Annotated in this window: 23 protein-coding genes; 6 read left to right on the forward strand and 17 right to left on the reverse strand. The window is 54.9% G+C overall.

Features of this window, described 5'->3' with window-relative positions; genetic code table 11:
• Positions 1-94: 94 nt before the first annotated feature.
• The 5 genes from amtB to A3466_RS17685 form a co-directional block, all read right to left on the reverse strand.
• Complete coding sequence (gene amtB / locus A3466_RS17665; protein WP_063451681.1) at positions 95-1381, reverse strand: ammonium transporter AmtB; 1287 nt, start codon at positions 1379-1381, stop codon at positions 95-97.
• Positions 1382-1416: 35 nt separating this feature from the next.
• Entirely contained in the window at positions 1417-1755 is a 339-nt protein-coding gene (glnK, locus tag A3466_RS17670; protein WP_006809867.1) for a P-II family nitrogen regulator, read from the reverse strand.
• Positions 1756-1966: 211 nt separating this feature from the next.
• Entirely contained in the window at positions 1967-3748 is a 1782-nt protein-coding gene (locus A3466_RS17675; protein ID WP_063451682.1) for a SmdB family multidrug efflux ABC transporter permease/ATP-binding protein, read from the reverse strand.
• Positions 3741-5495, reverse strand: a complete 1755-nt coding sequence (locus A3466_RS17680) for a SmdA family multidrug ABC transporter permease/ATP-binding protein (protein ID WP_063451683.1) — start codon at positions 5493-5495, stop codon at positions 3741-3743. The genes A3466_RS17675 and A3466_RS17680 overlap by 8 nt, the downstream gene beginning before the upstream one ends.
• A 30-nt stretch (positions 5496-5525) precedes the next feature.
• Positions 5526-5984 carry an Lrp/AsnC family transcriptional regulator gene (locus tag A3466_RS17685; protein ID WP_022647254.1) on the reverse strand — a complete coding sequence of 153 codons (459 nt, stop codon included), beginning with the start codon at positions 5982-5984 and terminating at the stop codon, positions 5526-5528.
• Positions 5985-6099: 115 nt separating this feature from the next.
• On the opposite strand from A3466_RS17685, the gene A3466_RS17690 reads away from it, so the two are divergent.
• The gene (locus tag A3466_RS17690; protein ID WP_063451684.1) at positions 6100-7146 is read left to right on the forward strand and encodes a PLP-dependent cysteine synthase family protein; all 1047 of its coding nucleotides are present in this window, start codon (positions 6100-6102) and stop codon (positions 7144-7146) included.
• A gap of 41 nt (positions 7147-7187) precedes the next feature.
• On the opposite strand, the gene cof is transcribed toward A3466_RS17690, so the two are convergent.
• The gene (gene cof / locus A3466_RS17695) at positions 7188-8006 is read right to left on the reverse strand and encodes an HMP-PP phosphatase (RefSeq protein WP_063451685.1); all 819 of its coding nucleotides are present in this window, start codon (positions 8004-8006) and stop codon (positions 7188-7190) included.
• Positions 8007-8107: 101 nt separating this feature from the next.
• On the opposite strand from cof, the gene A3466_RS17700 reads away from it, so the two are divergent.
• Together A3466_RS17700 and queC are read left to right on the forward strand one after the other, a co-directional pair.
• Positions 8108-9808, forward strand: a complete 1701-nt coding sequence (locus A3466_RS17700) for an SgrR family transcriptional regulator (protein ID WP_063451686.1) — start codon at positions 8108-8110, stop codon at positions 9806-9808.
• A gap of 66 nt (positions 9809-9874) precedes the next feature.
• Positions 9875-10570, forward strand: coding sequence for a 7-cyano-7-deazaguanine synthase QueC (gene queC / locus A3466_RS17705; protein ID WP_063451687.1), 696 nt, complete (start codon positions 9875-9877; stop codon positions 10568-10570).
• Positions 10571-10572: 2 nt separating this feature from the next.
• On the opposite strand, the gene A3466_RS17710 is transcribed toward queC, so the two are convergent.
• The 11 genes from A3466_RS17710 to bolA all read right to left on the reverse strand — a co-directional run bounded on the left by A3466_RS17710 (position 10573) and on the right by bolA (position 21651).
• Complete coding sequence (locus A3466_RS17710; protein ID WP_063451688.1) at positions 10573-10902, reverse strand: DNA-binding protein; 330 nt, start codon at positions 10900-10902, stop codon at positions 10573-10575.
• On the reverse strand, positions 10859-11143 hold the full coding sequence (locus tag A3466_RS17715) for a type II toxin-antitoxin system RelE/ParE family toxin (RefSeq protein WP_245167777.1): 285 nt from the start codon (positions 11141-11143) through the stop codon (positions 10859-10861). Before A3466_RS17715 ends, A3466_RS17710 begins: the two co-directional genes overlap by 44 nt.
• A 143-nt stretch (positions 11144-11286) precedes the next feature.
• Entirely contained in the window at positions 11287-11685 is a 399-nt protein-coding gene (locus A3466_RS17720) for a YbgC/FadM family acyl-CoA thioesterase (protein WP_063451689.1), read from the reverse strand.
• Positions 11686-11782: 97 nt separating this feature from the next.
• On the reverse strand, positions 11783-12163 hold the full coding sequence (locus A3466_RS17725; RefSeq protein WP_063451690.1) for a helix-hairpin-helix domain-containing protein: 381 nt from the start codon (positions 12161-12163) through the stop codon (positions 11783-11785).
• Positions 12164-12311: 148 nt separating this feature from the next.
• Positions 12312-14183 (reverse strand): peptidylprolyl isomerase, encoded by a 1872-nt coding sequence (gene ppiD / locus A3466_RS17730; protein WP_063451691.1) that lies wholly within the window; start codon positions 14181-14183, stop codon positions 12312-12314.
• Positions 14184-14395: 212 nt separating this feature from the next.
• Positions 14396-14668, reverse strand: coding sequence for a nucleoid-associated protein HU-beta (gene hupB, locus A3466_RS17735; RefSeq protein ID WP_002444653.1), 273 nt, complete (start codon positions 14666-14668; stop codon positions 14396-14398).
• A 210-nt stretch (positions 14669-14878) separates the two neighbouring features.
• On the reverse strand, positions 14879-17233 hold the full coding sequence (lon, locus tag A3466_RS17740; protein WP_063451692.1) for an endopeptidase La: 2355 nt from the start codon (positions 17231-17233) through the stop codon (positions 14879-14881).
• Positions 17234-17417: 184 nt separating this feature from the next.
• Positions 17418-18692, reverse strand: coding sequence for an ATP-dependent protease ATP-binding subunit ClpX (gene clpX, locus A3466_RS17745; RefSeq protein WP_006809879.1), 1275 nt, complete (start codon positions 18690-18692; stop codon positions 17418-17420).
• A gap of 127 nt (positions 18693-18819) precedes the next feature.
• The gene (clpP, locus tag A3466_RS17750; protein ID WP_063451693.1) at positions 18820-19443 is read right to left on the reverse strand and encodes an ATP-dependent Clp endopeptidase proteolytic subunit ClpP; all 624 of its coding nucleotides are present in this window, start codon (positions 19441-19443) and stop codon (positions 18820-18822) included.
• A 260-nt stretch (positions 19444-19703) separates the two neighbouring features.
• Positions 19704-21002 (reverse strand): trigger factor, encoded by a 1299-nt coding sequence (tig, locus tag A3466_RS17755; protein WP_063451694.1) that lies wholly within the window; start codon positions 21000-21002, stop codon positions 19704-19706.
• Positions 21003-21333: 331 nt separating this feature from the next.
• Positions 21334-21651: a transcriptional regulator BolA gene (gene bolA / locus A3466_RS17760; RefSeq protein ID WP_003859051.1), complete on the reverse strand. Its 318-nt coding sequence runs from the start codon at positions 21649-21651 to the stop codon at positions 21334-21336.
• Positions 21652-21954: 303 nt separating this feature from the next.
• On the opposite strand from bolA, the gene A3466_RS17765 reads away from it, so the two are divergent.
• From A3466_RS17765 to cyoA, 3 genes are all read left to right on the forward strand, one after another.
• Positions 21955-22533, forward strand: coding sequence for a lipoprotein (locus A3466_RS17765; protein WP_006809883.1), 579 nt, complete (start codon positions 21955-21957; stop codon positions 22531-22533).
• A 45-nt stretch (positions 22534-22578) separates the two neighbouring features.
• A complete protein-coding gene (ampG, locus tag A3466_RS17770) occupies positions 22579-24054 on the forward strand; it encodes a muropeptide MFS transporter AmpG (RefSeq protein ID WP_063451695.1) in 1476 nt (491 codons plus the stop codon).
• 478 nt (positions 24055-24532) lie between these two features.
• Positions 24533-25480, forward strand: a complete 948-nt coding sequence (gene cyoA, locus A3466_RS17780) for a cytochrome o ubiquinol oxidase subunit II (RefSeq protein ID WP_003859054.1) — start codon at positions 24533-24535, stop codon at positions 25478-25480.
• Positions 25481-25492: the final 12 nt, after the last annotated feature.

Here is a 25492-nt window from a genome sequence, read left to right on the forward strand (position 1 = left end):
TGTAAAAAGCCCGGTGGCGCTACGCATACCGGGCCTGTGGATCCTGTCTTTGCAGGCCGGGTAGACGAAGCCGCCACCCGGCAAAGCACGCAAATCATGCGTTATAAGCATTCTCGCCGTGGCTGTTGACGTCCAGACCTTCGCGCTCCTGCTCTTCCGGCACGCGCAGCCCGACGGTCATATCGGCCAGCTTGTAGCCGATAAAGGCCACCACGCCCGACCAGACAACGGTAATGGCAATGCTTTCCAGCTGGACCAGCACCTGGTGCATCATGGTCACGCCTTCCGCATAACCCACGCCGCCGAGAGACTGCGCCGCGAAGATACCCGTCATCACGCAGCCGATGATGCCGCACACGCCGTGCACGCCGAACACATCGCACGGATCGTCAACGCGCAGAACACGTTTCAATGCGGTAACGCCCCACAGCCCCGCCAGACCGGCGACGATGCCGATCAGCAGCGCGCCGCCGACGCCCACGTAACCGCACGCTGGCGTGATGCCCACCAGGCCGGCAATCGCCCCGGAACAGGCACCCAGCAGCGATGGCTTGCCGCGAACGGCCCACTCGCCAAATACCCACGAGAGGATAGCGCCGGCGGTTGCCACTACGGTATTCACGAAGGCCAGCGCGGCGATTTCGTTAGCGGCGCTGGCTGAACCGGCGTTGAAGCCGAACCAGCCAAAGTAGAGGATGGCTGTGCCGGTAAAGACCATCGGCAGGTTGTGCGGTTTGAACGCTTCTTTCCCGAAGCCCACGCGTTTGCCAATCAGGTATGCGCCGACCAGGCCTGCTACCGCGGCGTTGATGTGTACAACGGTACCGCCCGCAAAGTCCAGCGCGCCATGGGAAGCCAGCAGGCCGCCGCCCCAGACCATATGCGCAATCGGGATATAAGAGAGCGTCAGCCAGACCACCACAAAAATCAGTACCGCAGAGAAGCGGATACGCTCGGCCAGCGCGCCCACAATCAGGCCCACGGTGATGCAGGCGAACGAGCCCTGGAACGCGACGTGAATATACTGATAGAAGCTGCCCATCACCGCGGTCAGCTCGATATTTTTCAGCATCGCCCAGTTAACGTTGCCGAAGAAGGCGTTACCTTCGCCGAAGGCCAGCGAGTAACCGTAAACCACCCACAGCACGCACACCAGCGCGAACGTGACGGCAACCTGCGTCAGCATGGAGAGCACGTTCTTGCCGCGGATCAGGCCGCCGTAAAACAGCGCGATGCCCGGGATCGTCATGAACAGCACCAGCGCGGTGCAAATCATCATAAACGCATTATCGGCTTTGTCTGCCACGGCAGGTGCAGCCATTGCCAGGCCCGGCAGCAGCGCCAGCGACCCCAGAGCTGTTTTCATTGTTGTTCTCTTCATTTTCTCGATCCCTATCACTGTGTGCCAGGAGTTACTTACAACGCCGCTTCGTCAGATTCGCCGGTACGGATGCGAATGACGCGCTGTAGTTCAGCAACGAAAATTTTGCCGTCGCCAATTTTGCCGGTGTACGCCGCTTTGCTGACCACATCAATCACCTCATCAAGCTGATCGTCGGCAATCGCCACGTCAATCTTCACTTTTGGCAGGAAGTTAACGCTGTATTCCGCCCCGCGATAAAGCTCGGCATGACCTTTCTGACGCCCAAAGCCTTTGACTTCGGTGACGGTCAGCCCCTGAATACCCATGGAAGACAGCGCTTCACGCACGTCTTCGAGTTTGAATGGTTTGATTACCACCGTAACCAGCTTCATAAATCCCCTCCAGTCAGAATTCGGTAATGGCCGCAGCTAACACGAAAAGGACATTGCAAAGGGTGTGCCAGAAGTGAAATGTGAGAAGGAAAGCGGCGCGGCGCGCATGCTCAGAGAACGGGTGAAAAAAAACGCACCATGACGGTGCAGGGTGCGTTTCCGTTTTGCACCAACAGGTATATCTGTTAGCACATCGCCTTGGAATGGTGCATCAGGCGCTAAGTGACTCATCCACGCGTACGCTGGCGGCCAGCTCGTCGCCTGCCAGCTGCAACTGATACATCTGCCAGTAGCGCCCTTTTGCCTCAAGCAACTCCCTGTGCGTTCCCCGTTCAACGGCCTGGCCACGGTGCAGCACCAGAATGGTATCGGCATCGACGATGGTTGAGAGGCGGTGGGCGATCACCACAAGCGTGGTGCGATCCCGCACGGCAGCCAGCGCCTGCTGGATCGCCTGTTCGGTACCGGAATCGATGCTGGCGGTCGCTTCATCCAGAATCAGCACCTGCGGCGTCTCAATCAGCACGCGCGCCAGCGCCAGCAGTTGCTTTTGCCCGACGGAGAGGTTGTTGCCCTGCTCGCCCAGGCGGGTATAGATCCCCTCGCTTAACCCGCGCGCCAGATCCGCCAGCTGTACAGTCTCCAGCACCTCCCAGACCTGCTCAGGTGTGAACGGTCGCCCCAGCGTCACGTTGGCATAAAAGGTATCGGCCAGCACCACCGGATCCTGCTGCACCATCGAGACGCCCTTGCGCAACGCGTTGTGGCTAAGCGTGGCAAGAGGCCGTCCGTCCAGACGGATCTCCCCCTGCGTCAACGGATAGTAGCCCATCAGCAAACTGGCGAGCGTGCTTTTGCCGCTGCCGGTATGCCCAACCAGGGCGACAAAACCGCGCGACGGCACATCCAGGTTGATATCCTGCAAGACAAGCTGGTCGTCGCGATAGGCAAACGAAACATGGTCGAACGCGATAGATCCGCTTTCCAGCGGGCGATCGTCATCGCCATAGGTCTGACGCGGCCTGTCCATCAGCTCGAACACACGCTCGCCCGCGACCACCGCCTGTTGCAGCATCGACTGCTGCGTGGTGAGTTCAATCAGCGGTTCGTTGAGGCGTCCGAGGTAGCTGATAAACGCGTACAGTACCCCCACCTCAATGGTTCCACGCGTCGTCAGGCCAAACAGCATTAACAGCCCGCACAGCACCAGCGCAGAGAAGAGGCTCAGCAGCGGACGTAACAGGAAACCGTCCAGACGTAGCGTCTGCATTCGCGCCATATAGTGCGAGCGGCTGGCTTCCCCCATTCGCTCGCCAAAACGCGCCTGCTGGCGAAACTGCTGGATAACGCTCATGCCGTTGATCACTTCGTTGAAGCCATCATTGATATCTGCAAGGTAAGCGCGCACGCGACGAACAATCGGCGTGCTGTAGCGCTGGTAAATCACCATCACAATCAGCACTGCCGGGAAAATGGCGATCGCCACCAGCGCCATTCGCCAGTCCAGGCTGAACATCGCCACCAGCATCGCGCCGATCAGCGCGGCGCTGCGCAGAACCGTTGCGACAACGGTGACGTACAGGTCGCGGATCACTTCGGTGTCGTTAGTGACGCGCGAAATGACCTGCCCGACCGGCTGGGTATCAAATTCGCTCAGCGGCTGGCGCAGCGCGGCATCCATCACATCCGTGCGTAGCTGCTGAACCACGCCCACGGCGGCCCGGTTAAACAGCAGCGACTGGGCATAGTGTAGCCCCGCCGCCGTCAGCTGTAGCCCGACATACGCCACGCCCAGCCCCGCCACCAGCCCCAGCGGCAAATAGCGCTTCGCCACCATGTTATCGATGAAATAGCTGATTAGCAGCGGGCCGGTCACCTCCGCAATCGCGGCGATCCACAACAACAGCACGGCGATGGAAAGCGGTTTACGCCACGGTGAACCATAGGCGAGCAGCCGTTTTAACGTCGGCCACATCTGTCCAAACTTACGCATCGGCCACCTCCTCATCCAGCGCGGCTTCAAGCTGTTGATAGCGGTACATATCCCGATACCAGCCGGTCTGCCCGGCGAGCTGTTCATGCTGACCACGCTGGGCAATATGTCCGTGCTGAAGCACCAGAATTTCACTGGCTTCGGTAAGCGCCGACAGACGGTGCGCGCTGATGATGACCGTGCGCCCTTCTCCCCACTGGCGAAGGTTATGCAGAATTTGATGCTCGGTACGCCCGTCAACCGCTGACAGCGCATCATCCAGAATCAGGATCTCAGCGTTCAGCAGCAGCGCGCGGGCGATAGAGATACGCTGCTTTTGTCCACCGGAGAGCATCACGCCCCGCTCCCCCACTTCCGTGTCGTAGCCCTGCGGCAGGCGCAAAATATCCTCGTGGACGCTGGCCAGGCGCGCTACGTGCTCGATCTCGTCCTGCGTCGCCGTCGGGCACCCGAGCGCAATATTGTTGGCAATGGTGTCTGAAAACAAAAACGGCGTCTGGCTAACGACCGCCAGGCGGCTGCGCCAGTCATCAAGCAGCAGGCGCGGCAGGGGGACATCGTGGAAACAGATATCGCCTTCGCTCACGTCAAAATGGCGCTGAATGAGCGACAGGAGGGTACTTTTTCCGGACCCCGTCGGGCCGCAGATGCCCAGCATCTGACCAGGCCGCAGCATGAAGCTGACGTTTTCAAGCACCGGGTGTTCCGTTTGCGGATAGATAAAGGCGCGAACGTCAGCCTTCAGGATACCCGGACCTTCCGGTACCGGCTCGCTGCCATCGTTCACCACCGGCACTTCCGCCAGCATGGCGCGGATACGGCTGTAGGCGGCGCTCCCGCGCTCAACGATATTAAACATCCAGGCCAGCGCCAGCATCGGCCAGATCATCAGCCCGAGGTACATCGCAAAACTGGTTAGCTGACCGAGGGTCATCGTGCCTTGCACCACCATCCAGCTGCCGCCACCAACCGCCAGCAGGTTCGCCATGCCAATCGCAATATAAATTGTCGGATCGAAACGGGCGTCAATCCGCGCCACGCGCATGTTTTTCGCGCCGGTGTCGGCGGCGTCTGCGGCAAACAGCGCGGACTGCCTGTCTTCCAGACCAAACGCTTTGATCATGCGGATACTGGTCATGCTCTCCTGGGTGCGATCGTTCAGCGACGAGAACGCCGCCTGCGCCAGCTTGAAGCGTTCATGGAGCTGCTCGCCGTAGCGGTTAATCGCCAGCGCCATTAGCGGCATCGGCAGCAGCGCCAGCAGAGTGAGCTCCCAGCTAATTTGCGTAGACATCACAATCAGTACCGCACAGCCCATCACCAGGGAATCCACCAGCGTTAATACCCCTTCGCCGGCGGCAAACACCACGCGATCCACGTCGTTAGTGGCGCGGGCGATGAGATCCCCGGTACGGTGACGCAGATAAAACTCAGGGTGCTGGCGGCTCAGCTGGCGGTAAAAATCTTCGCGCAGCTCCACGGCAAGCTGATAGGACGCACCGAACAGCAGCACGCGCCAGACATAGCGCAGCAGGTAAACCACCACGGCCGTCAGCACCAGCGTGCCGACCCACATCATCACCCGTGCGGCGGTGTAATGTTGTTCGGTAACGCCATCCACGACGTATCCCACCACTTTGGGCGGGAGCAGTTGCAGGATGGCAATGATGATAAGCAGGGCCACCGCGCCGAGGTAGCGTTGCCACTCCCGACGAAAGTACCAGCTTAATTGGGCAAATAATCGCACGCGGTATTTTCCTGAAGGTATTTTATGATGTTATTCAATGGGTAATGCTGTGGTGTATTTAATCTGTTCCATGGCAAAACTGGAGGTGACATCGGACAAGCCCGGTACGCTGTTGACAAGCCGCTTGTAAAAATCATCGTAGCGCTTCATGTCCGCCACCTGAACGCGCATCAGATAGTCGTATTCCCCCGCCATGCGCCAGAAGCCGAGCACCTCGGGCATATCGGAAACCTGCGTGACGAAGCGGCTGTACCATTCACTGCTGTGATGCTGCGTTTTTATCAGGACGAAGGCGGTCAGTCCAAGCCCCAGTTTTTCGGGATCCAGCAGCGCCACGCGTCCCAACAGAATGCCATCATCTTCCAGCTTCTTGAGGCGCTTCCAGCACGGTGTGGTGGTCAGGTTAACGGCATCTGCCAGCGCCTGCAAAGAGAGGGTGCAGTCGCTTTGCAGCAAAGAAAGCAGCTTACGGTCAATTTTATCTAGCATACCCACCTCGCAGAGAAAATTATTCTCCATACATTCTATTTTAAAGGCCAGATAGCAACAATTTTTTCTGTGCTTTTCGCTATGCTGGGCACAAAATGACAAACGGATAACTACGATGAATAGCGCCTGGGTTAAACATGCCATCAGCGAAATAAATGCCGACTATCAGCGCTCGGCAGACACCCACTTAATCCGCCTGCCTCTTCCGGGATTTTCCGGTATTCAGCTCTATCTGAAGGATGAAAGTACCCACCCTACCGGCAGCCTGAAGCATCGTCTTGCGCGTTCACTCTTTTTATATGGTTTGTGTAACGGCTGGATTAAAGAAGGCACCACGATTATTGAATCCTCATCCGGCTCTACTGCCGTCTCCGAGGCCTACTTTGCCCGCTTGCTGGGCCTGCCGTTTATCGCCGTGATGCCTTCCTGCACGGCGAAACGCAAAGTCGAACAGATCGAATTTTACGGCGGACGCTGCCACTTTGTGGAAAGCGCCTGCGAAATCTACGCGGCCTCCGAAATGCTGGCCCGCGAACTGAATGGCCACTATATGGACCAGTTCACCTTCGCCGAGCGCGCCACCGACTGGCGCGGCAATAACAATATCGCGGACAGTATTTTCCGCCAGATGACACACGAGCCGCATCCTGTCCCCTCTTACATTGTCATGAGTGCGGGCACGGGCGGAACCTCCGCCACCATCGGACGTTATATCCGCTGTCAGGGTTATGATACGCAGCTGATGGTGGTCGATCCGCAGAACTCGGTGTTCCTTGATTACTGGCAATCCCGCGATGCCGGCCTGCGTAGCCCCGTGGGTAGCAAAATCGAAGGGATTGGCCGCCCGCGCGTGGAACCGTCGTTCATTCCGGACGTTGTGGATGAGATGCTTCGCGTGCCGGACGCTGCCAGCGTCGCGACGGCGCACTGGCTGGAGACACAGCTTGGCCGTAAGGTCGGGGCCTCAACCGGCACCAATATGTGGGGCGCGCTACAGCTGGCGGCGAGGATGCGTGAAGAAGGCCGTACTGGCTCTGTCGTCACGCTGCTGTGCGACAGCGGTGAGCGCTACCTGGAGACCTATTACAACGCGCAATGGGTACAGGCCAATATCGGCGATGTTGAACCGTGGAAAGCGCAGATTTCTCAGCTGGTGAAATAAAAAAAAGCCAGACTTAAGCCTGGCTTGCTGGAAGGATCTCGCTATTCGGGGGAATATGGGAGGTTATTTTTGTCCAGCCAATGTGTCAAAAAATGGGACACCGCTTCGTTACGACAGTGTCCGATAACCGGTAAATGAGGGAGCGCGGCGATAAGTTGCGGCATCGCGTTCCCCATGATCAGCCCACGGCCAACGCTGCCCAGCATCTCGTGGTCGTTCATGGCATCGCCAAAGGCCATGCAGTCCTGCATCGTCAGCCCCAGATGGTCGCTCAGCACCGCCAGCGCAGAACCTTTGTTACAGCCCACCGGCAACACTTCAAGACAGTCCACCGCTGAGAAGGTCAAATGTGCCCGGTCGCCCAGCGCCTCGTTAAGCTGAATGCGCAGGCGGCAGAGGTCGTCGTGATCGCCGCAGAAGCAGATCTTGGTCACCTTGTGCGCCGGAATACGGCGCAAATCGATAAGCTGATACTTAAAGCCGCTGTAGACGTGCGCGTGCAGTAAGTCCGGGATCTCACGCCCGGTAAACCAGCCTTCATCGTTAAAAACGTGCACGCTGGCCTGGGTATCCCAGGCGCTGTGCAGGACAATATCGGCCACTTCCGGGTTCAGATCCTGACGGTGCAGCACCTCGCCGTCGACGGAGTGAATGCGCGTCCCGTTGCCGGTGATCAGGAACGCATCGAGGGAAAATGTTCCCAGCAGATGGCGCATCTCCAGGACATGACGACCGGTGGCAAACGTCAGGGTGACTTCACGCTCGTGCAGGCGCTTAAGGGCGTTGAGGGTTTTCTCCCCTAAACGGTGATCCGGCATTAATAGCGTGCCGTCCATATCAAATGCAGCGAGCCGAGCCATGATTACTCCCGAAATGTGATGCGGTTAACTTGTGCATCAGTATTACGTGAGATATACGGAAGTAATAGTGAATAGATGATAATTATTGTTCCGGGTTTTCCATGCGCCAGCTTAACCGTCTTAACCAGTATCAACGTCTGTGGCAACCCTCCGCCGGCGCGCCGCAGCAGGTGACCATCAGTGAACTTGCCAGCCGCTGCTTTTGCAGCGAGCGCCACATTCGCACCCTGCTGCGTCAGGCGCAGGAGGCGGGCTGGCTAAGCTGGCACGCCCGGTCAGGACGAGGAAAGCGTGGGGAATTACTCTTTCACGTCACCCCGGATTCGTTGCGTAATACGATGATGGAAGAGGCGCTGAAAAGCGGGCAACAGCATAACGCCCTGGAGCTGGCCCAGCTCGCGCCTGAAGATTTGCGATCGCTGCTGCATCCGTTTCTGGGCGGGCAGTGGCAGAACGATACGCCGACGCTGCGTATCCCCTACTATCGCTCGCTGGAGCCGCTTCAGCCGGGGTTTTTACCTGGCCGGGCGGAGCAGCATCTGGCAGGACAGGTGTTCTCTGGCTTGACGCGGTTTAACGGTAACAGCAGCGAACCTACGGGCGATCTGGCGCATCACTGGGACGTTTCTGCTGACGGCCTGCGCTGGCATTTCTATATTCGCTCCACCCTGCACTGGCATAACGGCGATAAAATAGAGACGTCGCAGCTCCAGCAAAGCCTGACGGCGCTGTTATCGCAACCCGGCATGGGCACGCTTTTCCGGAGCGTTCTTCGTATCGAAACCACGCATCCACAGTGCCTGACGTTTATTCTGCATCAACCTGACTACTGGCTGGCGCACAGACTGGCAACCTACTGTAGCCGTCTGGCGCATCCCCGTCTTCCGGGGGTTGGCTGTGGTCCCTTCCGTCTGAGCGTTTTTGAGCCCGAGCTGGTGCGTCTGGAAAGCCACGAGCAGTATCACCTCAGCCATCCATTGCTTAAGGCTATAGAGTACTGGATCACACCGCAGCTTTTTGACTACAGCCTTGGCACCAGCTGCCGCCACCCGGTGCAAATAGCCATTGGTCAGGCCGACGAGCTGGCCAGTCTGCGGCTGGTGAGTAACAGCACCAGCCTGGGCTTCTGCTACCTCACGCTGAAGCAGAGCGCGCGCCTGAGCGAGCTTCAGGCAAAGCGTCTGATTAATATCATTCATCTCTCAACGCTTTTGCACACGCTTCCGCTGAACGAAGGGCTTATCACGCCTACCGAGGAACTGCTTCCCGGCTGGGCGATCCCCCAATGGCCTGATTTAACCGACGTTGCGCTGCCAGAGGCACTGACGCTGGTCTACCACCTGCCAGTCGAGCTTCACACCATGGCCAGCCAGTTAAAGGCATACCTTGCGCGGCAGGGTTGCGAACTGACCGTCATCTTTCACGACGCCAAGACGTGGGACGGTTGCCAGCCGCTTGCTGAGGCAGACATGATGATGGGAGACAGACTGATTGGCGAAGCGCCGGCGTATACGCTTGAGCAGTGGCTCCGCTGCGATGCACTCTGGCCGCATCTGCTGAGCGCACCGGCATACGCCCATTTACAGGCCACGCTGGATGCGGTGCAGATGCAGGCCGACGATCGTGATCGACACGCAGGGCTTCAGGCAATATTCAGCCGGTTAATGGAAACCGCCGTCCTGACGCCGCTCTTTAACTATCAGTATCAAATCAGCGCGCCTCCGGGCGTCAACGGGATACGCCTTAACACCCGCGGCTGGTTTGACTTCACCGAAGCCTGGCTTCCTCCCCCAAACGCGTGAAGAAGCTGGTCGCCGCTGTAGCCAGGCGTTAACATGACGCTTTTACCGTAACTGTCGAGATGATCTATGAAACGTGCCGTCGTCGTGTTCAGCGGAGGACAAGATTCCACAACCTGCCTGATTCAGGCGCTTCACCAGTATGATGAAGTTCACTGCGTCACTTTTGATTATGGACAGCGTCATCGCGCTGAAATTGATGTCGCTCGTGAACTGGCCCTGAAACTGGGCGCCCGCGCGCATAAAGTGCTGGACGTGACGCTGTTAAATGAACTGGCCGTCAGCAGCCTCACCCGTGACAGTATTCCGGTCCCTGATTACGAGCCGGATGCCAGCGGCATTCCGAATACCTTCGTGCCGGGCCGCAACATTCTGTTCCTGACCCTGACGGCAATCTATGCCTACCAGGTAAAAGCCGAAGCGGTAATTACCGGCGTGTGTGAGACCGATTTCTCCGGTTACCCGGACTGCCGGGATGAGTTCGTGAAAGCACTCAATCACGCCGTGGATCTGGGAATGGCAAAAGAGACCCGCTTCGAAACGCCGCTGATGTGGCTGGATAAAGCCGAGACCTGGGCGCTGGCCGACTACTGGGGCAAGCTGGATGTGGTTCGCAACGAGACCCTGACCTGCTACAACGGCATTAAAGGAGACGGCTGCGGCCAGTGTGCCGCCTGTAATCTGCGCGCAAACGGGCTGCATCATTATCTTGCTGATAAAGCGGGCGTGATGGCCGCAATGCAGAAAAAGACCGGGCTGAAATAGTTCTACCTGACCGTGCTGTCGAACAGTTTTACGCCGGCAGCACGGGTAATTTTCATCAGAGTAGACAGCGTTGGGTTGCCATTTTCGGACAGGGTTCGATATAGCTGCTGACGTGAGAGTCCCGCTTTGGCTGAAATTTCTCCGATACCGCCGCGCGCTTCGATGACACGTCTGAGAGCAATCAAATAAGCCGGGATCCCCTGGTCTTCGTAAATTTCATCCAGTGCAATTTGCAGATACAGCTGTGCGTAAGAAGGATTTTCGCGCAGCATCTTAACTACGGCTTCATCATGGCTGACGGTACTCGAGAATTTTCGCTCGCTTTTGCTCATTGGGTTTATCCTTTTGATGATCCTTCCAGTAGTCTATTGCCAGCTTTACATCCGCTTTCTGGCTCTTTTTGTCACCGCCGATCAGCAACAATAAGATTTCCCGATGTTGTACTGCAAAATAGACTCGATAACCGGGACCACAATCAATCTTCAGTTCCCAGACGCCCTCTCTGAGATAACGGTAATCACCGAAGTTCCCCTTCTCCGCGCGGTCGATTCGCAGAAGGATCCGAAACGCCAACTCCGGATCCTTTCGCCTCATTTTTGTTACTCAATCCTCAAACGGTATCTTCCCATCGCGGGTTCGGTAGCGTTCAACAACGTAGTCCCTGTTCATTATTTTATCCCTGAAAAACTTTTTTGTCTTTTATAAAAGACAAAAATTTACGCGATCATCAGCTCCAGCTTTTCGCGCAATTCCCCTTCCAGCGGCAACGCTTTCTGGGTTTTGAGGTCAATGCAGACAAAGGTGATTAGTGCGTCTGCCACCACCTGCCCTTCAGGCTCCAGTGTGACGACCTGGCTCAGCACGCCGCTTTTGCCATTCAGCTGCTGTACCTGGCTGGTCACGGTAAGCACATCCCCCAGCACGGCCGGACGACGGTAGTTAATGTTGATGTTGGCGACCACAAACGCGATGTTGTGTGCAGTCAGCCACTGGAAACTTTCGCTGTTCTCCAGACCGTCCCAGCGCGCCTCTTCAAGAAACTCCAGATAGCGGGCGTTATTGACGTGCTGGTAAACATCGAGGTGATAACCACGGACTTTGATTTGTGTTTGCATAGCGCAATAGCCTTTCGTTGTTATAGGATCAGAGGTCATAACTGGTATGACCTCTTTATCCTGGCAAATTTTTGCCGCAGTGCAAGTGATTACACGATTACAACGTCAGGTGTGCGAGATTGCGCTCAACCAGCGAGCTGCCCATCCCCGGAACCTGCTTGAGATCGTCAATGGTTTTAAAGGGACCATACTCTTCGCGATAGCTGACGATGGCCTGCGCTTTTTTGAGCCCTACGCCATTCATCACCCGGGCCAGATCTTCCGCAGAGGCAGTATTGATACTGACTCGCGTACCCTCGTCCTCGGCCGCTTTGGTGCTGGCCGTCGCGTTGGCTTTAACATGACCTTGCGACGTCGCATCGGCCTGGTTTTGTACAGCCTGCGCTTTAGCGGCGGGGGTTGCAGCCAGCGCTCCCGCACTCATCCCGGAAGTGGCAATCGCCAGGGTAATTAACAGTGCTTTGATTCCAGATTTCATGCTGCTTTCTCCTTGTTTGTTGACAGCCAGGCCACGATAGCCGCACGGGGAAACAGGCACAAACAGCAGATTGCAGAAATGGAAAAGGCCGCGAAAGCGGCCTTTAGTTTTTGCAGAGCGTTACGAAAATCTGCGAGCAGGTACGAAATTATTGCTCCTGGGTAACCACATCACCCAGCTTGATTTTGGCTTCTTTACGCAGGTTACTCATCATCGCTTCGAAAGCGATCTGAGCATTGTTCTGGGTAATACCCTGAACCATAGCCTTCTTCTGCGCGTCCGGCAGCGTGCCGGCTTTCACTTCATCCAGCGCCAGAAGAACCACATTGCCCTGCATATCGGTTGTGGTACCAAAGACAGGTTTGTCCTTCGCCGGCAGGCTCAGACCAAACGCCGCCTGGCTGACAGGATCCTGACCGGTGCGGCTCAGCGTTTTAGCTTCGCCAAAGCTCAGACCAGCCGCCTTCATCGCATCACTCTTACCGGCTTTCAGATCGGCCAGAATTTTCTCTGCATCCAGTTTTGCCTGCTGTGCCGCTTTATTATGTTTCACCAGCGCCACCACCTGATCTTTCACTTCCGCCAGCGGTTTCACCGCCTCGGCTTTGTGATCGCTGACGCGCAGAACAAACGCACGGTCACCGTCGACGGTAATGATGTCCGAGTTGCTGCCCGGCGTACCGTTCTCACCTACCAGCCCCCCATTGAAGATGGCGTCTGAAACCGGTTTGAAGTTCAGTTCTTCCGGCAGGTTTTCGTGGCTGAACCAGCCCGTCTCAACCGCTTTTACGCCGGCAGCCTGCTCCGCGCCCGCCAGTGATTCGTTGTCGTTGCTTGCGGCATCGCTCACTTTCTGTTGCAGCGCATAGAAGGCGTCAAGCGCTTTCTCCTGCTTCACTTTCGCAGCGATGTCATCACGCACCTCAGCCAGCGGCTTGGTTTTTGCCGCAGTGATATCGTCAAGGCGCGCCACCAGGAAACCAACGGATGATTTAATCACGCCAGAAAGCTGGCCTTTCTCTTTCAGGCCGGCATTTTTCAGCTCGTCCGGGGTGGTTGCATCTTCCAGCCAGCCCATATCGCCGCCGTTTTTGGCAGAAATAATGTCGGTGGATTTTGCTTTCGCCACGGTCGCGAAATCTGCGCCTTTGTTCAGCTCGTCCAGCACGGCTTTAGCTTCTGCTTCCGTTTTGGTCTGGATCACGCTGTAGCGGTTACGCTGCGGCTGAGTGAACTGATCCTGGTGCTGATCGTAATAAGACTGGATCTCTGCGTCAGTCGCGTTTTCCTGCATCGCCGCCGCGTCCAGCTTTATATAGCTTACGCGGAACTGTTCAGGAGAGATGAAGTTGTTCTTGTTTTGCTCGTAGTAAGCATTAACTTCAGCGTCGCTGACCTGCTGTTTCGCCGCCAGCGCGTTGACGTCAATCGTCGCTTCGCGCACCACGCGTTGCTGCGCCACCAGCGCCGCCAGCTCTTCCGTTTCGCCTTTCAGCATGAAATCGGTGCCCACCACAGCGTTGATCAGCTGTTGCGTGGTGAGCTGGTTACGCAGCGCCTGCGCGTACTGGTCAGCCGTCATACCCATCTGGTTAACAATGCTGTTGTAGCGCGCGTTGTCAAACTTCCCGTTAGACTGGAAAGCCTGCGTCGAAAAGATGGCTTTTTTAACCTGCTCATCGCTGATGCCCAGACCCAGGCTTTTCGCGTACTGGTCCAGCAGCGCTTCATCGATAAGGCGGTTCAGCGTCTGCTGCCGCAGGTTTTTCATATAGCCTTCATTGGCTGCGAGTTCAGAGTATTGGTCGCCCAGTTGCTGCTGCATGCGGTTACGTTCACCAGCAAAAGCGTTCTCGAACTGCCCACGGCTGATTTCCTGGCCGTTCACTTTTGCGGCGTAGTTCGCGCCACCGCCGATGAGGTAACTGCTCACACCGGTCAATATGAACGACACGATAATGATACCGAAAATAATCTTGAGCACGAGACTGTTAGCAGCCGTGCGTAAGCTGTCCATCATGGTGTAACAACACTCCGCTGTAGGTGACTGGTTACCTGACGCTGACGGAAAATCCTGACCGTCGCGCGTAAAGGCGTATTGTGACAAGAAAACAGGGCAATTGTCAGCCCACAACTCGCATAAACTCGCACAAATCAGGCCTGGACAAACAAAAAAGGCACATCAAACGATGCGCCCTTGTACTTTTCAGCTTCCCTGAAGCGGGAAAGCAATCAGTTTACTGCGTCTTTCAGCGCTTTACCTGCACGGAAACCCGGCACTTTAGCGGCAGCAATGGTGATCTCTTTACCGGTCTGAGGGTTGCGGCCAGTACGGGCAGCGCGCTCTTTAACCGCAAAAGTACCGAAGCCTACCAGTGCGACGTCGTCCCCAGCTTGCAGAGATTCAGTAACAGAAGCAATTAAAGCATCTAAAGCACGTCCAGCTGCAGCTTTAGAAATATCAGCACCCGCAGCAATTTTGTCAATCAGTTGAGATTTATTCACTGTTCTCTTCCTCTCTTTATAATTTATATCGCACCTGAATCCTTCACAGCGCGACCGCGCAGCAGTTATATCAGTCCTGCTATGACCTTACAACACCCGTTGTTGATGGCTTACCCAATCAGCAATCTAAATTAGCTATACAAAAAAAGGCTGGCAAGTACGAAATGACTTACCAGCCTTGTTTTTATTGGCGCTCTTTGCGCGAGGTCACTATTTTGCGGTTACAACCTGCATTCCGGACGGTTCATTTTGCAGTGCGAGAGTCAGAACTTCCTCAATGCGTTTCACCGGATGGATCTGCAAATCAGCAATAACGTTGTCCGGAATCTCTTCCAGATCGCGTTTATTCTCGTAAGGGATCAGTACGGTTTTGATCCCACCGCGGTGTGCCGCCAGCAGCTTTTCTTTTAACCCGCCGATTGGCAGAACCTGGCCACGCAGGGTGATTTCACCGGTCATGGCCACATCGGCACGAACCGGGTTACCCGTCAGGCAGGAAACCAGCGCCGTACACATGGCAATACCCGCGCTTGGACCATCTTTCGGCGTCGCCCCTTCCGGAACGTGAACGTGGATGTCGCGTTTTTCGTAGAAATCAGCGTTGATGCCCAATTTCTCCGCGCGTGCGCGTACCACGGTCAGCGCCGCCTGGATGGACTCCTGCATCACTTCACCGAGCGAACCGGTGTAGGTCAGCTTGCCTTTGCCCGGCACGCAGGCGGTTTCGATGGTCAGCAGATCGCCGCCCACTTCCGTCCATGCCAGACCGGTCACCTGACCCACGCGGTTTTCGTTGTCCGCGCGGCCATAGTCGAAGCGCTGGACGCCGAGATAAGCATGCAGATTGTCGCCGTTAATCACGATGTGTTTCAGGCTCTTATCCAGCAGCAGCTGTTTCACCGCCTTACGGCACAGCTTGGAGATCTCACGCTCAAGGCTACGCACGCCCGCTTCACGGGTGTAGTAACGAATGATGCCTACAATGGCGCTGTCCTCAACGGTCAGCTCGTTAGCTTTCAGCGCGTTACGCTCGATCTGCTTCGGCAGCAAGTGCCGCTTAGCAATGTTCAGCTTCTCGTCTTCGGTATAGCCGGACAGACGGATCACTTCCATACGGTCCAGCAGCGGTGCCGGAATGTTCATGGAGTTGGAGGTCGCCACGAACATCACATCGCTCAGGTCGTAGTCGACTTCCAGATAGTGATCGCTGAACGCGACGTTCTGCTCTGGATCAAGCACTTCCAGCAGCGCCGACGCCGGATCGCCACGCATGTCCGAAGACATTTTGTCGATCTCATCGAGCAGGAACAGCGGGTTTTTGACGCCCACTTTCGCCATCTTCTGGATCAGCTTGCCCGGCATCGAACCAATATAGGTACGACGGTGGCCGCGGATTTCCGCTTCATCACGCACGCCGCCCAGCGCCATACGGATGTACTTACGTCCTGTCGCTTTGGCGATGGACTGTCCCAGAGAGGTTTTACCCACCCCTGGCGGTCCTACCAGGCACAGGATTGGGCCTTTGATTTTGTTCACACGGCTCTGTACCGCGAGGTACTCAAGAATGCGATCTTTCACGCGTTCCAGGCCGTAGTGGTCAGTATCCAGGATCTCCTGGGCCTGACGCAGGTCTTTTTTGACCTTGCTGCGGGCATTCCACGGAACCTGCACCATCCACTCAATGTAGCCGCGTACAACGGTCGCTTCTGCCGACATCGGAGACATCATTTTCAGCTTCTGCAACTCGGCTTCGGCTTTCTCTTTCGCCTCTTTCGGCATTTTCGCCGCGTCGATCTTACGCTTCAGCGCTTCGTTTTCGTCCGGCGCGTCGTCCATCTCGCCGAGCTCTTTCTGAATGGCTTTCATTTGCTCGTTCAGATAGTACTCACGCTGCGATTTTTCCATCTGCTTTTTGACGCGGTTGCGAATGCGCTTCTCAACCTGGAGCAGATCGATTTCAGACTCCATCATCGCCATCAGGTATTCCAGACGTTCGTTAACGTCGGACATTTCCAGCACGGACTGTTTGTCAGCCAGTTTCAGCGGCATGTGTGCAGCGATGGTATCCGCCAGACGTGCAGGATCGTCGATGCTGTTCAGCGACGTCAGCACTTCAGGTGGGATTTTCTTGTTCAGCTTGATATAGCCTTCAAACTGGCTGATCGCGGTGCGTACCAGCACTTCCTGCTCGCGCTCATCCAGTTCCGGTGAATCAAGGTACTCCGCCTTCGCAGAGAAGTGCTCGCCATCATCTGACAGAGTGGTAATACGCGCACGCTGTAAGCCTTCCACCAGCACCTTCACGGTGCCGTCCGGCAGCTTCAGCATTTGCAAAATAGAGGCCACGGTCCCGACGGTGAAAAGATCGTTTACACCCGGCTCATCCGTTGATGCTTCCTTCTGCGCCACCAGCATGATTTTTTTATCATGATCCATGGCGGCTTCGAGGCAACGGATAGATTTTTCCCGCCCTACAAATAAGGGTATGACCATGTGCGGATAAACCACCACATCGCGCAACGGCAATACGGGGATTTCAATGCGTTCAGAACGCTCAGGATTCATAGAGCTCTCTCTTAGTTTAGTGTCCGCCAGGTAAGCTGGTCATGTCACTGTGCTTCACACAACCATTAACATGTAATCCAGTATATGGGGATGTTTCCCATACATTCAACGCCATGAATACGGAAAAAGTAAAGGGGAGATAATATCCCCCCTTTTTGATTAACTGATTGTATGAGTTGGTGAATTATTCGCCAGATGCCTGCTGCGCTTCCGGTTTGCCGTAAATCAGCAACGGCTTGGTCTGGCCACCAATGACGGACTCGTCGATAACCACTTTTTCGACGTCTTCCATAGAAGGCAGATCGTACATCGTGTCGAGCAACGCTGCTTCTACGATAGAACGCAGACCACGCGCGCCAGTTTTACGCGCCATCGCTTTTTTGGCAATCGCGTCCAGCGCTTCGTCACGGAATTCCAGCTCAACGCCTTCCAGATTGAACAGCGCCTGATACTGCTTGGTCAGCGCGTTTTTCGGCTCTTTCAGGATCTGAATCAGCGCGTCTTCGCTCAGTTCATTCAGGGTCGCCACCACTGGCAGACGGCCGATAAACTCTGGGATCAAACCGAATTTGATCAGGTCTTCCGGCTCCACCTGCGCCAGCAGCTGACCTTCGTTTGGTTTTTCAGACGTGGCTTTCACCGTTGCGCCAAAACCAATGCCGGAGCCGGTTTCAACACGGTGAGAAATCACTTTATCCAGGCCTGCAAACGCACCACCGCAGATAAACAGGATCTTGGAGGTATCAACCTGCAAGAACTCCTGCTGCGGATGCTTACGCCCACCCTGTGGTGGAACAGCCGCAACCGTACCTTCAATCAGCTTCAGGAGCGCCTGCTGCACGCCTTCGCCCGATACGTCACGGGTGATGGACGGGTTGTCTGACTTACGAGAGATTTTGTCGATCTCATCAATATAGACGATCCCGCGCTGGGCTTTCTGCACGTCGTAATCGCACTTCTGTAGCAGCTTCTGGATGATATTTTCAACGTCTTCACCCACATAACCGGCTTCGGTCAGGGTGGTGGCATCCGCCATGGTGAACGGAACATCCAGCAGGCGCGCCAGGGTTTCCGCCAGCAGCGTTTTACCGGAGCCGGTCGGCCCGATCAGCAGAATGTTACTCTTACCCAGTTCCACGCCATTGCTGGTATCGCCGTTACGCAGACGTTTGTAGTGGTTGTATACCGCCACCGCCAGCACTTTTTTCGCCTGTTCCTGACCAATGACATAGTCGTCGAGGTGGTGGCGAATTTCGTGTGGCGTTGGCAACGCGCTGCGCTCACGGTGCGGCGCGACTTCTTTAATCTCTTCGCGAATGATGTCGTTACATAAATCGACGCATTCGTCGCAGATATACACGGACGGCCCGGCAATCAGTTTACGCACTTCATGCTGGCTTTTGCCGCAAAAAGAGCAGTACAGCAGTTTGCCCGAACCATCTTTGCGTTTATCTGTCATGAGTCCAAACCTCTTTTTAAGTTCTATGTGCCGCACATGACGACGCAAATGCCATTCTCAGACGCAAGCTGCTTACTGGCAACGTGCCGCCCTACCTTAGTATAGCGGCACACTCGCGTCGCGGGCATCAATTACGATGGGTCAAAATGGAGTCGACTAAGCCGTACTCAACTGCCTCTGGTGCAGAGAGGAAGCGATCGCGCTCGGTATCGCGCTCGATCTGCTCAAGAGGTTGACCTGTATGCTGCGCCATAAGTTCATTCATGCGCGATTTTACTTTCAGAATTTCTCGGGCGTGGATTTCGATATCCGTCGCCTGACCCTGGTAACCACCCAGCGGCTGGTGAATCATCACGCGGGAATTTGGCAGGCAGAAACGCTTACCTTTCGCCCCTGCGGTTAACAGGAAGGCACCCATGGACGCCGCCTGCCCCATACAGATGGTGCTGACGTCCGGCTTGATGAATTGCATGGTGTCATAAATAGACATGCCCGCCGTAATCACACCGCCTGGCGAGTTGATGTACAGGTAAATGTCTTTTTCCGGGTTTTCCGCTTCCAGGAACAGCATCTGCGCCACGATCAGGTTAGCCATATGGTCTTCCACCTGGCCGGTCAGAAAGATAACGCGTTCCTTGAGCAGACGGGAATAGATATCGAAAGAACGCTCACCGCGTGAGGTCTGTTCAATAACCATTGGCACCAGCGCCATATGGGGTGCAAAGTTATCTCGTTCGCCACTGTATGACATTTCCGTCTCCTGGTTCAAAATTGAAAACACCTGCTGTACTGATTGTAACCTTATGGACGGATTATCAGCCAGTCTCAATCATCGTGATTACATACTAATGGGGGTCGCCACGCCCTATTTCAAGCATAACAACGTTTTGTTGTAACGCTAACACTGAAAGGGCGTTTTAGCACCCTTCCAGGACTCAAGCTGCGATAAAAAAAACCCGTCGCCGGAGGGCAACGGGTTTTTTGTTCAAACTTTAAACCGTTGGGGCGAAATTACGCCTGCTGGTTCATCAGTTCAGTGAAAGAGGTCTCTTTTTCGGTCACTTTAGCTTTCGCCAGTACCGCTTCAACAGCCTGCTCTTCCAGTGCGACGTTGCGCATGTTGTCCATCAGCTCTTTGTTCTTACCGTAGAACTCGATCACTTCTGATGGATCTTCGTATGCAGAAGCCATCTCTTCGATCAGGCCTTTCACACGCTCTTCGTCAGCTTTCAGCTCGTGGGTACGAATCACTTCACCCAGCAGCAGGCCAACTACAACGCGGCGTTTCGCTTGCTCTTCAAACAGCTCGCGCGGCAGTTCCATCGCTTGCTGCTGGTTGCCCCCGAAACGCTGTGCAGCCTGACGGCGCAGAACGTCGATTTCGCTGTCGATCAGGGCAGCAGGAACGTCGATCTCGTTCGCTTTTACCAGACCTTCAATCGCCTGAGATTTCACACGGTTACGTACAGCGCCGTTCAGCTCACGCTCCATGTTTTTACGCACTTCGGTACGCAGGCCAGCAACAGAACCATCTTCCACGCCGAAACGCTTGATGAACTCTTCAGTCAGTTCTGGCAGTTCGCGCTCTTCCACTTTCTTCAGGTTGATGACGAACTTCGCTGCTTTACCTTTCAGGTTTTCAGCGTGGTACTCTTCAGGGAAGGTCACGTCGATGGTGAACTCTTCGCCCGCTTTGTGGCCTTTGATACCGTCTTCGAAGCCTGGGATCATACGACCCTGGCCCATCGCCAGTACGAAATCAGACGCTTTACCGCCTTCGAACTCTTCGCCGTCTACAGAACCGGTGAAGTCGATGGTTACGCGGTCTTCAGCGTCAACAGCGCCTTCTTTTTCTTTCCAGTTCGCCTGCTGCTTACGCAGGGTGTCCAGCATGCCGTCAACGTCTTCATCGGTCACGGAAACGATCGGTTTTTCAACTTCGATAGATTCCAGACCTTTCAGCTCAACTTCCGGGTACACTTCGAACTCTATGGAGTAGGTGAAGTCTTCGCCCTGCTTGTATTCGCCTGGAACGTAGTTCGGCGCGCCGGCTGGATTGATTTTTTCTTTGATGATCGCGTCGATAAAGTTACGGCTCATCAGTTCACCCAGCACATCCTGACGCACGGAAGCGCCATAACGCTGAGCAACAACATTCATTGGTACTTTGCCCTTGCGGAAGCCGTCAATACGTACTTTTTTTGCTACGTTGACCAGCTCGCTTTTCACAGCAGTTTCGATGCTGTCAGCAGCGATAGTAATCGTTACACGGCGGCCAAGGCCTTGAGTGGTTTCAACTGAAACTTGCATCTTGTTACCTCAAAAAAATCACAGTGCTCGGTCAACTCTGAATCTGTCTGTTATACCGGGATGCTCTCTTATGTGCAGATTCACATTCCCTGTCGCCAGAATCATCCCGAAGACATTCATTAAGACGCGGCATTATAGCGGCATCACTTAGGTGAGTCGAGAACGGTTGGCGTATGTAGCTGCGGCTTTTTTCACACTTTAAGGCTATTTTTAGCCTCAAAAACGCACCATCCGCTCAAAACTCAGACAAAACAAAACGGCCCGAAGGCCGTTTTGACGAAATCTGTATGCAACATACTGGAAAAACTCCGGCGGTTGCAAATCCGATTTATCAGGCGATGGTGCCTGCACCGCGACAAGGCGGAGAAGCGAATACCGTATCCTGTAGCCCTTCCCACTCCTTAATGGTGTAAGTGTGCAGCGCCAGGGCATGTACGGTTGTGGAGAGTTCTTCCGTCAAGGTGCTGTAGATCAGGCGGTGTCGGTTCAGGAAACGTTCTCCCGTGAAGCGATCGCTGACCAGAACCACTTTGAAGTGGCTTTCAGAACCTGCCGGCACGTTATGACGATAGCTTTCGTCGACAACTTCGAGAAACACAGGGTTGAACGCTGCCCTTAATTTTTCTTCTATCTGTTCACGTATCATCATGAAATCACTCCTCCGACAACGCTAAGATGTCACCCATCCCTTTAAATATTAGCCGCTTTTACCGTTTCCATTACACATTGACAACAAATATTTAGCTTTCGTCTGATTTTCTCAGTCAAACGAATGAAGTTCACTATGAAGTTCATACGTTGTGTCACTCACAGGCAGAGAAAAGCGGAAAGCTGGTCAGTTTTCGGACAAGGCGATGAATTTACATGCGTTGACCACTTCCACTGGCCGTTGGCGATGTTATGATGGCGGCAATTTTTCTCTATTTGCTTACGATTCGTTGAGAACCCAAAAATGTTAAAAAAAATCTTCTTTCCGTTGGTAGCACTCTTTATGCTCGCCGGCTGCGCGACCCCGCCGACGACGATCGACGTTTCACCAAAAATTACCCTGCCTCAGCAGGACCCAAGCCTGATGGGCGTCACGGTCAGCATTAATGGTGCCGATCAGCGTCAGGATCAGGCGCTGGCGAAAGTGACCCGCGACAACCAGCAGGTCACCCTGACCGCCTCCCGCGACCTGCGCTTCCTGTTGCAGGAAGTGCTGGAGAAACAGATGACCTCCCGTGGCTACATGATTGGCCCGAGCGGCGCGGTTGATCTGCAAATCATCGTGAACAACCTGTACGCTGATGTTTCTCAGGGCAACGTTCGCTACAACATCGCGACGAAAGCCGATATCGCCATCATCGCTACCGCGAAGAACGGCAACAAAATGAATAAAAACTACCGTGCAAGCTATTCTGTTGAAGGCGCATTCCAGGCGTCCAACAAAAATATCGCTGACGCGGTTAACAGCGTGCTGACTGATACCATTGCCGACATGGCACAGGACACCAGCATTCACGACTTCATCAAGCAGAACGCCCGTTAATCCTGCTGACTGACCCGGTGCTTCACCGGGTCAGCTCATAAGAATATGTCCAGTCACTACTTACGCATTTTCCAGCAACCCAAATCAGCTATTCTGCTGATCCTTGGTTTCGCCTCCGGTTTACCGCTTGCGCTCACCTCCGGCACGTTACAGGCGTGGATGACGGTCGAGAACATCGATCTCAAAACCATTGGCTTCTTCTCGCTTGTCGGTCAGGCCTACGTCTTCAAGTTCCTGTGGTCGCCGGTGATGGACCGCTATACCCCGCCATTCCTCGGTCGCCGTCGCGGCTGGCTCGTAATGACGCAGGTTTTCCTGCTGATCGCGATCGCCGCAATGGGTTTCCTTGAGCCGTCAACGCAGCTGCGCTGGATGGCCGCGCTTGCGGTGGTCATCGCCTTCTGCTCCGCGTCCCAGGACATTGTTTTTGACGCCTGGAAAACGGACGTCTTGCCCGCAGAAGAGCGTGGTGCCGGTGCGGCCATCAGCGTGCTGGGCTACCGCCTGGGTATGCTGGTTTCCGGCGGCCTGGCACTCTGGCTTGCAGACCGCTATCTCGGCTGGCAGGGAATGTACTGGCTGATGGCCGCTCTGCTGATCCCCTGCATTATCGCCACGCTATTTGCGCCTGAACCGAGCGATGTTATTCCGGTTCCCCGCTCGCTGGAGCAGGCCGTCGTGGCACCGCTCCGCGATTTCTTTGGTCGCAATAATGCCTGGTTGATCTTGCTGTTGATTGTCCTTTATAAGCTCGGCGATGCTTTCGCCATGAGCCTGACCACCACCTTTCTGATCCGCGGCGTCGGGTTTGATGCGGGCGAGGTCGGCGTGGTGAACAAAACCCTGGGGCTGTTTGCCACCATCGTCGGCGCGCTGTATGGCGGCGTATTGATGCAGCGCCTGACGCTGTTTCGGGCTCTGCTGATCTTCGGCATCCTTCAGGGCGCATCGAATGCCGGTTACTGGCTGCTGTCGGTAACCGACAAGAATATGATCAGCATGGCGACGGCCGTATTCTTTGAAAACCTGTGCGGCGGTATGGGCACCGCGGCCTTTGTTGCCCTGCTGATGACGCTATGCAATAAGTCATTTTCCGCCACCCAGTTTGCGCTGCTCTCTGCCCTTTCCGCAGTCGGGCGCGTCTACGTTGGCCCTGTCGCAGGCTGGTTTGTTGAAGCCCACGGCTGGCCGACGTTTTATCTCTTCTCGGTGGTCGCGGCCGTGCCGGGGATTTTACTGCTGCTGATTTGTCGTCAGACGCTGGAATATACCCAGCGGACGGAACATTTCATGCCGCGCACGGAATATCAGGCCGCCTATCGATTTGCGCTGCGTCTGATGATGGTGGGCTGCCTTGCGCTGGTACTGTGGCTGGTGGTGCTCATTATTAATGCAACGACAGGACTATCGCTGCCTTTTGAGGCGCTGCTGCTGGATATCGGCGCGCTACTGGCCCTTGCGGGCATCCTGACGGGCGGCACGCTGGATTTCATGTCGCTACGTAAAACACGGATGACCTGAAGAAAAAAGCGAAAGGTTATTTCCCGTTGTAATAACGAACCGAAATTATAACGGTGAAATAACCACCCTCGGTAAAAAAAATATTTGTTGTTTTGTGCGGGATAGCATTCGGAAATTATTGGAGCTTATTTCGCTACGCTATTTTCCATTAAACGATTCAGCTTTTGAAAGATTGAATTTTCGTTTTTTAGTTGTCTTTTTATTGATAATTAATTGTTAATTATTTGTGTATTTTCAACAATGGTTATACCAATTGCCCCTTTTAAGGTATGCTGGGGCACCCTTTCGTTATAACGCCCACACCGTGCGGCTTCCCTCCTGAAATGCGACATAATTTGCAACACTTGTGACATGTGCGGCAGAACCCGGTAACACCTTCCTGACACAGGGCTAATGATGTTTACAGTAATGTAACCTTCCCGTAAAATGCCCCCACACTTTAAACGCCACCAGACTCCCGTGGAATTGAGGTCGTTAAATGAGACTCAGGAAATACAATAAAAGTTTGGGATGGTTGTCATTATTCGCAGGCACTGTATTACTCAGTGGCTGTGATTCTGCACTACTAGACCCCAAAGGACAGATTGGACTGGAACAACGTTCATTGATACTGACGGCTTTTGGCCTGATGTTGATTGTGGTTATTCCTGCCATCTTGATGGCTGTTGGTTTCGCCTGGAAGTATCGTGCGAGCAATAAAGATGCGAAGTATAGCCCTAACTGGTCACACTCCAATAAAGTGGAAGCTGTGGTCTGGACGGTACCTATTCTGATCATCCTGTTCCTTGCCGTGCTGACCTGGAAAACCACTCACGCACTTGAGCCAAGCAAGCCGCTGGTTCACGATGAAAAACCCATTACCATTGAAGTGGTCTCCATGGACTGGAAATGGTTCTTCATCTATCCAGAGCAGGGCATTGCTACCGTGAATGAAATCGCCTTCCCGGCGAACACTCCGGTTCAGTTCAAAGTGACCTCCAACTCCGTAATGAACTCCTTCTTCATCCCACGTCTGGGCAGCCAGATTTACGCGATGGCCGGTATGCAGACTAACCTGCACCTGATCGCGAATGAAGCAGGCACCTACGACGGTATCTCCGCCAGCTATAGTGGCCCGGGCTTCTCGGGTATGAAGTTCAAAGCTATCGCTACGCCAGACCGCGCGACTTTCGACCAGTGGGTTGCAAAAGCGAAGCAGTCTACCAACACCATGTCTGACATGGCGGCGTTCGAAAAAGTGGCTGCACCTAGCGAATATAACAAGGTGGAGTACTTCTCTAACGTGAAACCGAATCTGTTCAAAGATGTTATTGGCAAATTTATGGATCACGGCATGAGCATGGACATGACCCAGCCTGAAGGCGAGCACAACACGCACCAGGGTATGGAAGGCATGGACATGAGCCACGCGGAAACCGCTCACTAAGGGGCCGAGGAA

Source organism: Enterobacter genomosp. S, assembly GCF_001631805.1.
GTDB lineage: Bacteria > Pseudomonadota > Gammaproteobacteria > Enterobacterales > Enterobacteriaceae > Enterobacter > Enterobacter quasihormaechei.

Bases quoted from the DNA above. Each gene is read 5' to 3' on its own strand.
- A3466_RS17700 (WP_063451686.1), top strand. From the start codon at position 8,108: ATGCGCCAGCTTAACCGTCTTAACCAGTATCAACGTCTGTGGCAACCC.
- cof (WP_063451685.1), bottom strand. From the start codon at position 8,006: ATGGCTCGGCTCGCTGCATTTGATATGGACGGCACGCTATTAATGCCG.
- A3466_RS17720 (WP_063451689.1), bottom strand. From the start codon at position 11,685: ATGCAAACACAAATCAAAGTCCGTGGTTATCACCTCGATGTTTACCAG.
- queC (WP_063451687.1), top strand. From the start codon at position 9,875: ATGAAACGTGCCGTCGTCGTGTTCAGCGGAGGACAAGATTCCACAACC.
- A3466_RS17690 (WP_063451684.1), top strand. From the start codon at position 6,100: ATGAATAGCGCCTGGGTTAAACATGCCATCAGCGAAATAAATGCCGAC.
- A3466_RS17765 (WP_006809883.1), top strand. From the start codon at position 21,955: ATGTTAAAAAAAATCTTCTTTCCGTTGGTAGCACTCTTTATGCTCGCC.
- cyoA (WP_003859054.1), top strand. From the start codon at position 24,533: ATGAGACTCAGGAAATACAATAAAAGTTTGGGATGGTTGTCATTATTC.
- tig (WP_063451694.1), bottom strand. From the start codon at position 21,002: ATGCAAGTTTCAGTTGAAACCACTCAAGGCCTTGGCCGCCGTGTAACG.
- glnK (WP_006809867.1), bottom strand. From the start codon at position 1,755: ATGAAGCTGGTTACGGTGGTAATCAAACCATTCAAACTCGAAGACGTG.
- ampG (WP_063451695.1), top strand. From the start codon at position 22,579: ATGTCCAGTCACTACTTACGCATTTTCCAGCAACCCAAATCAGCTATT.
- amtB (WP_063451681.1), bottom strand. From the start codon at position 1,381: ATGAAGAGAACAACAATGAAAACAGCTCTGGGGTCGCTGGCGCTGCTG.
- A3466_RS17710 (WP_063451688.1), bottom strand. From the start codon at position 10,902: ATGAGCAAAAGCGAGCGAAAATTCTCGAGTACCGTCAGCCATGATGAA.
- A3466_RS17675 (WP_063451682.1), bottom strand. From the start codon at position 3,748: ATGCGTAAGTTTGGACAGATGTGGCCGACGTTAAAACGGCTGCTCGCC.
- A3466_RS17725 (WP_063451690.1), bottom strand. From the start codon at position 12,163: ATGAAATCTGGAATCAAAGCACTGTTAATTACCCTGGCGATTGCCACT.
- ppiD (WP_063451691.1), bottom strand. From the start codon at position 14,183: ATGATGGACAGCTTACGCACGGCTGCTAACAGTCTCGTGCTCAAGATT.
- A3466_RS17685 (WP_022647254.1), bottom strand. From the start codon at position 5,984: ATGCTAGATAAAATTGACCGTAAGCTGCTTTCTTTGCTGCAAAGCGAC.
- clpX (WP_006809879.1), bottom strand. From the start codon at position 18,692: ATGACAGATAAACGCAAAGATGGTTCGGGCAAACTGCTGTACTGCTCT.
- bolA (WP_003859051.1), bottom strand. From the start codon at position 21,651: ATGATGATACGTGAACAGATAGAAGAAAAATTAAGGGCAGCGTTCAAC.
- clpP (WP_063451693.1), bottom strand. From the start codon at position 19,443: ATGTCATACAGTGGCGAACGAGATAACTTTGCACCCCATATGGCGCTG.
- lon (WP_063451692.1), bottom strand. From the start codon at position 17,233: ATGAATCCTGAGCGTTCTGAACGCATTGAAATCCCCGTATTGCCGTTG.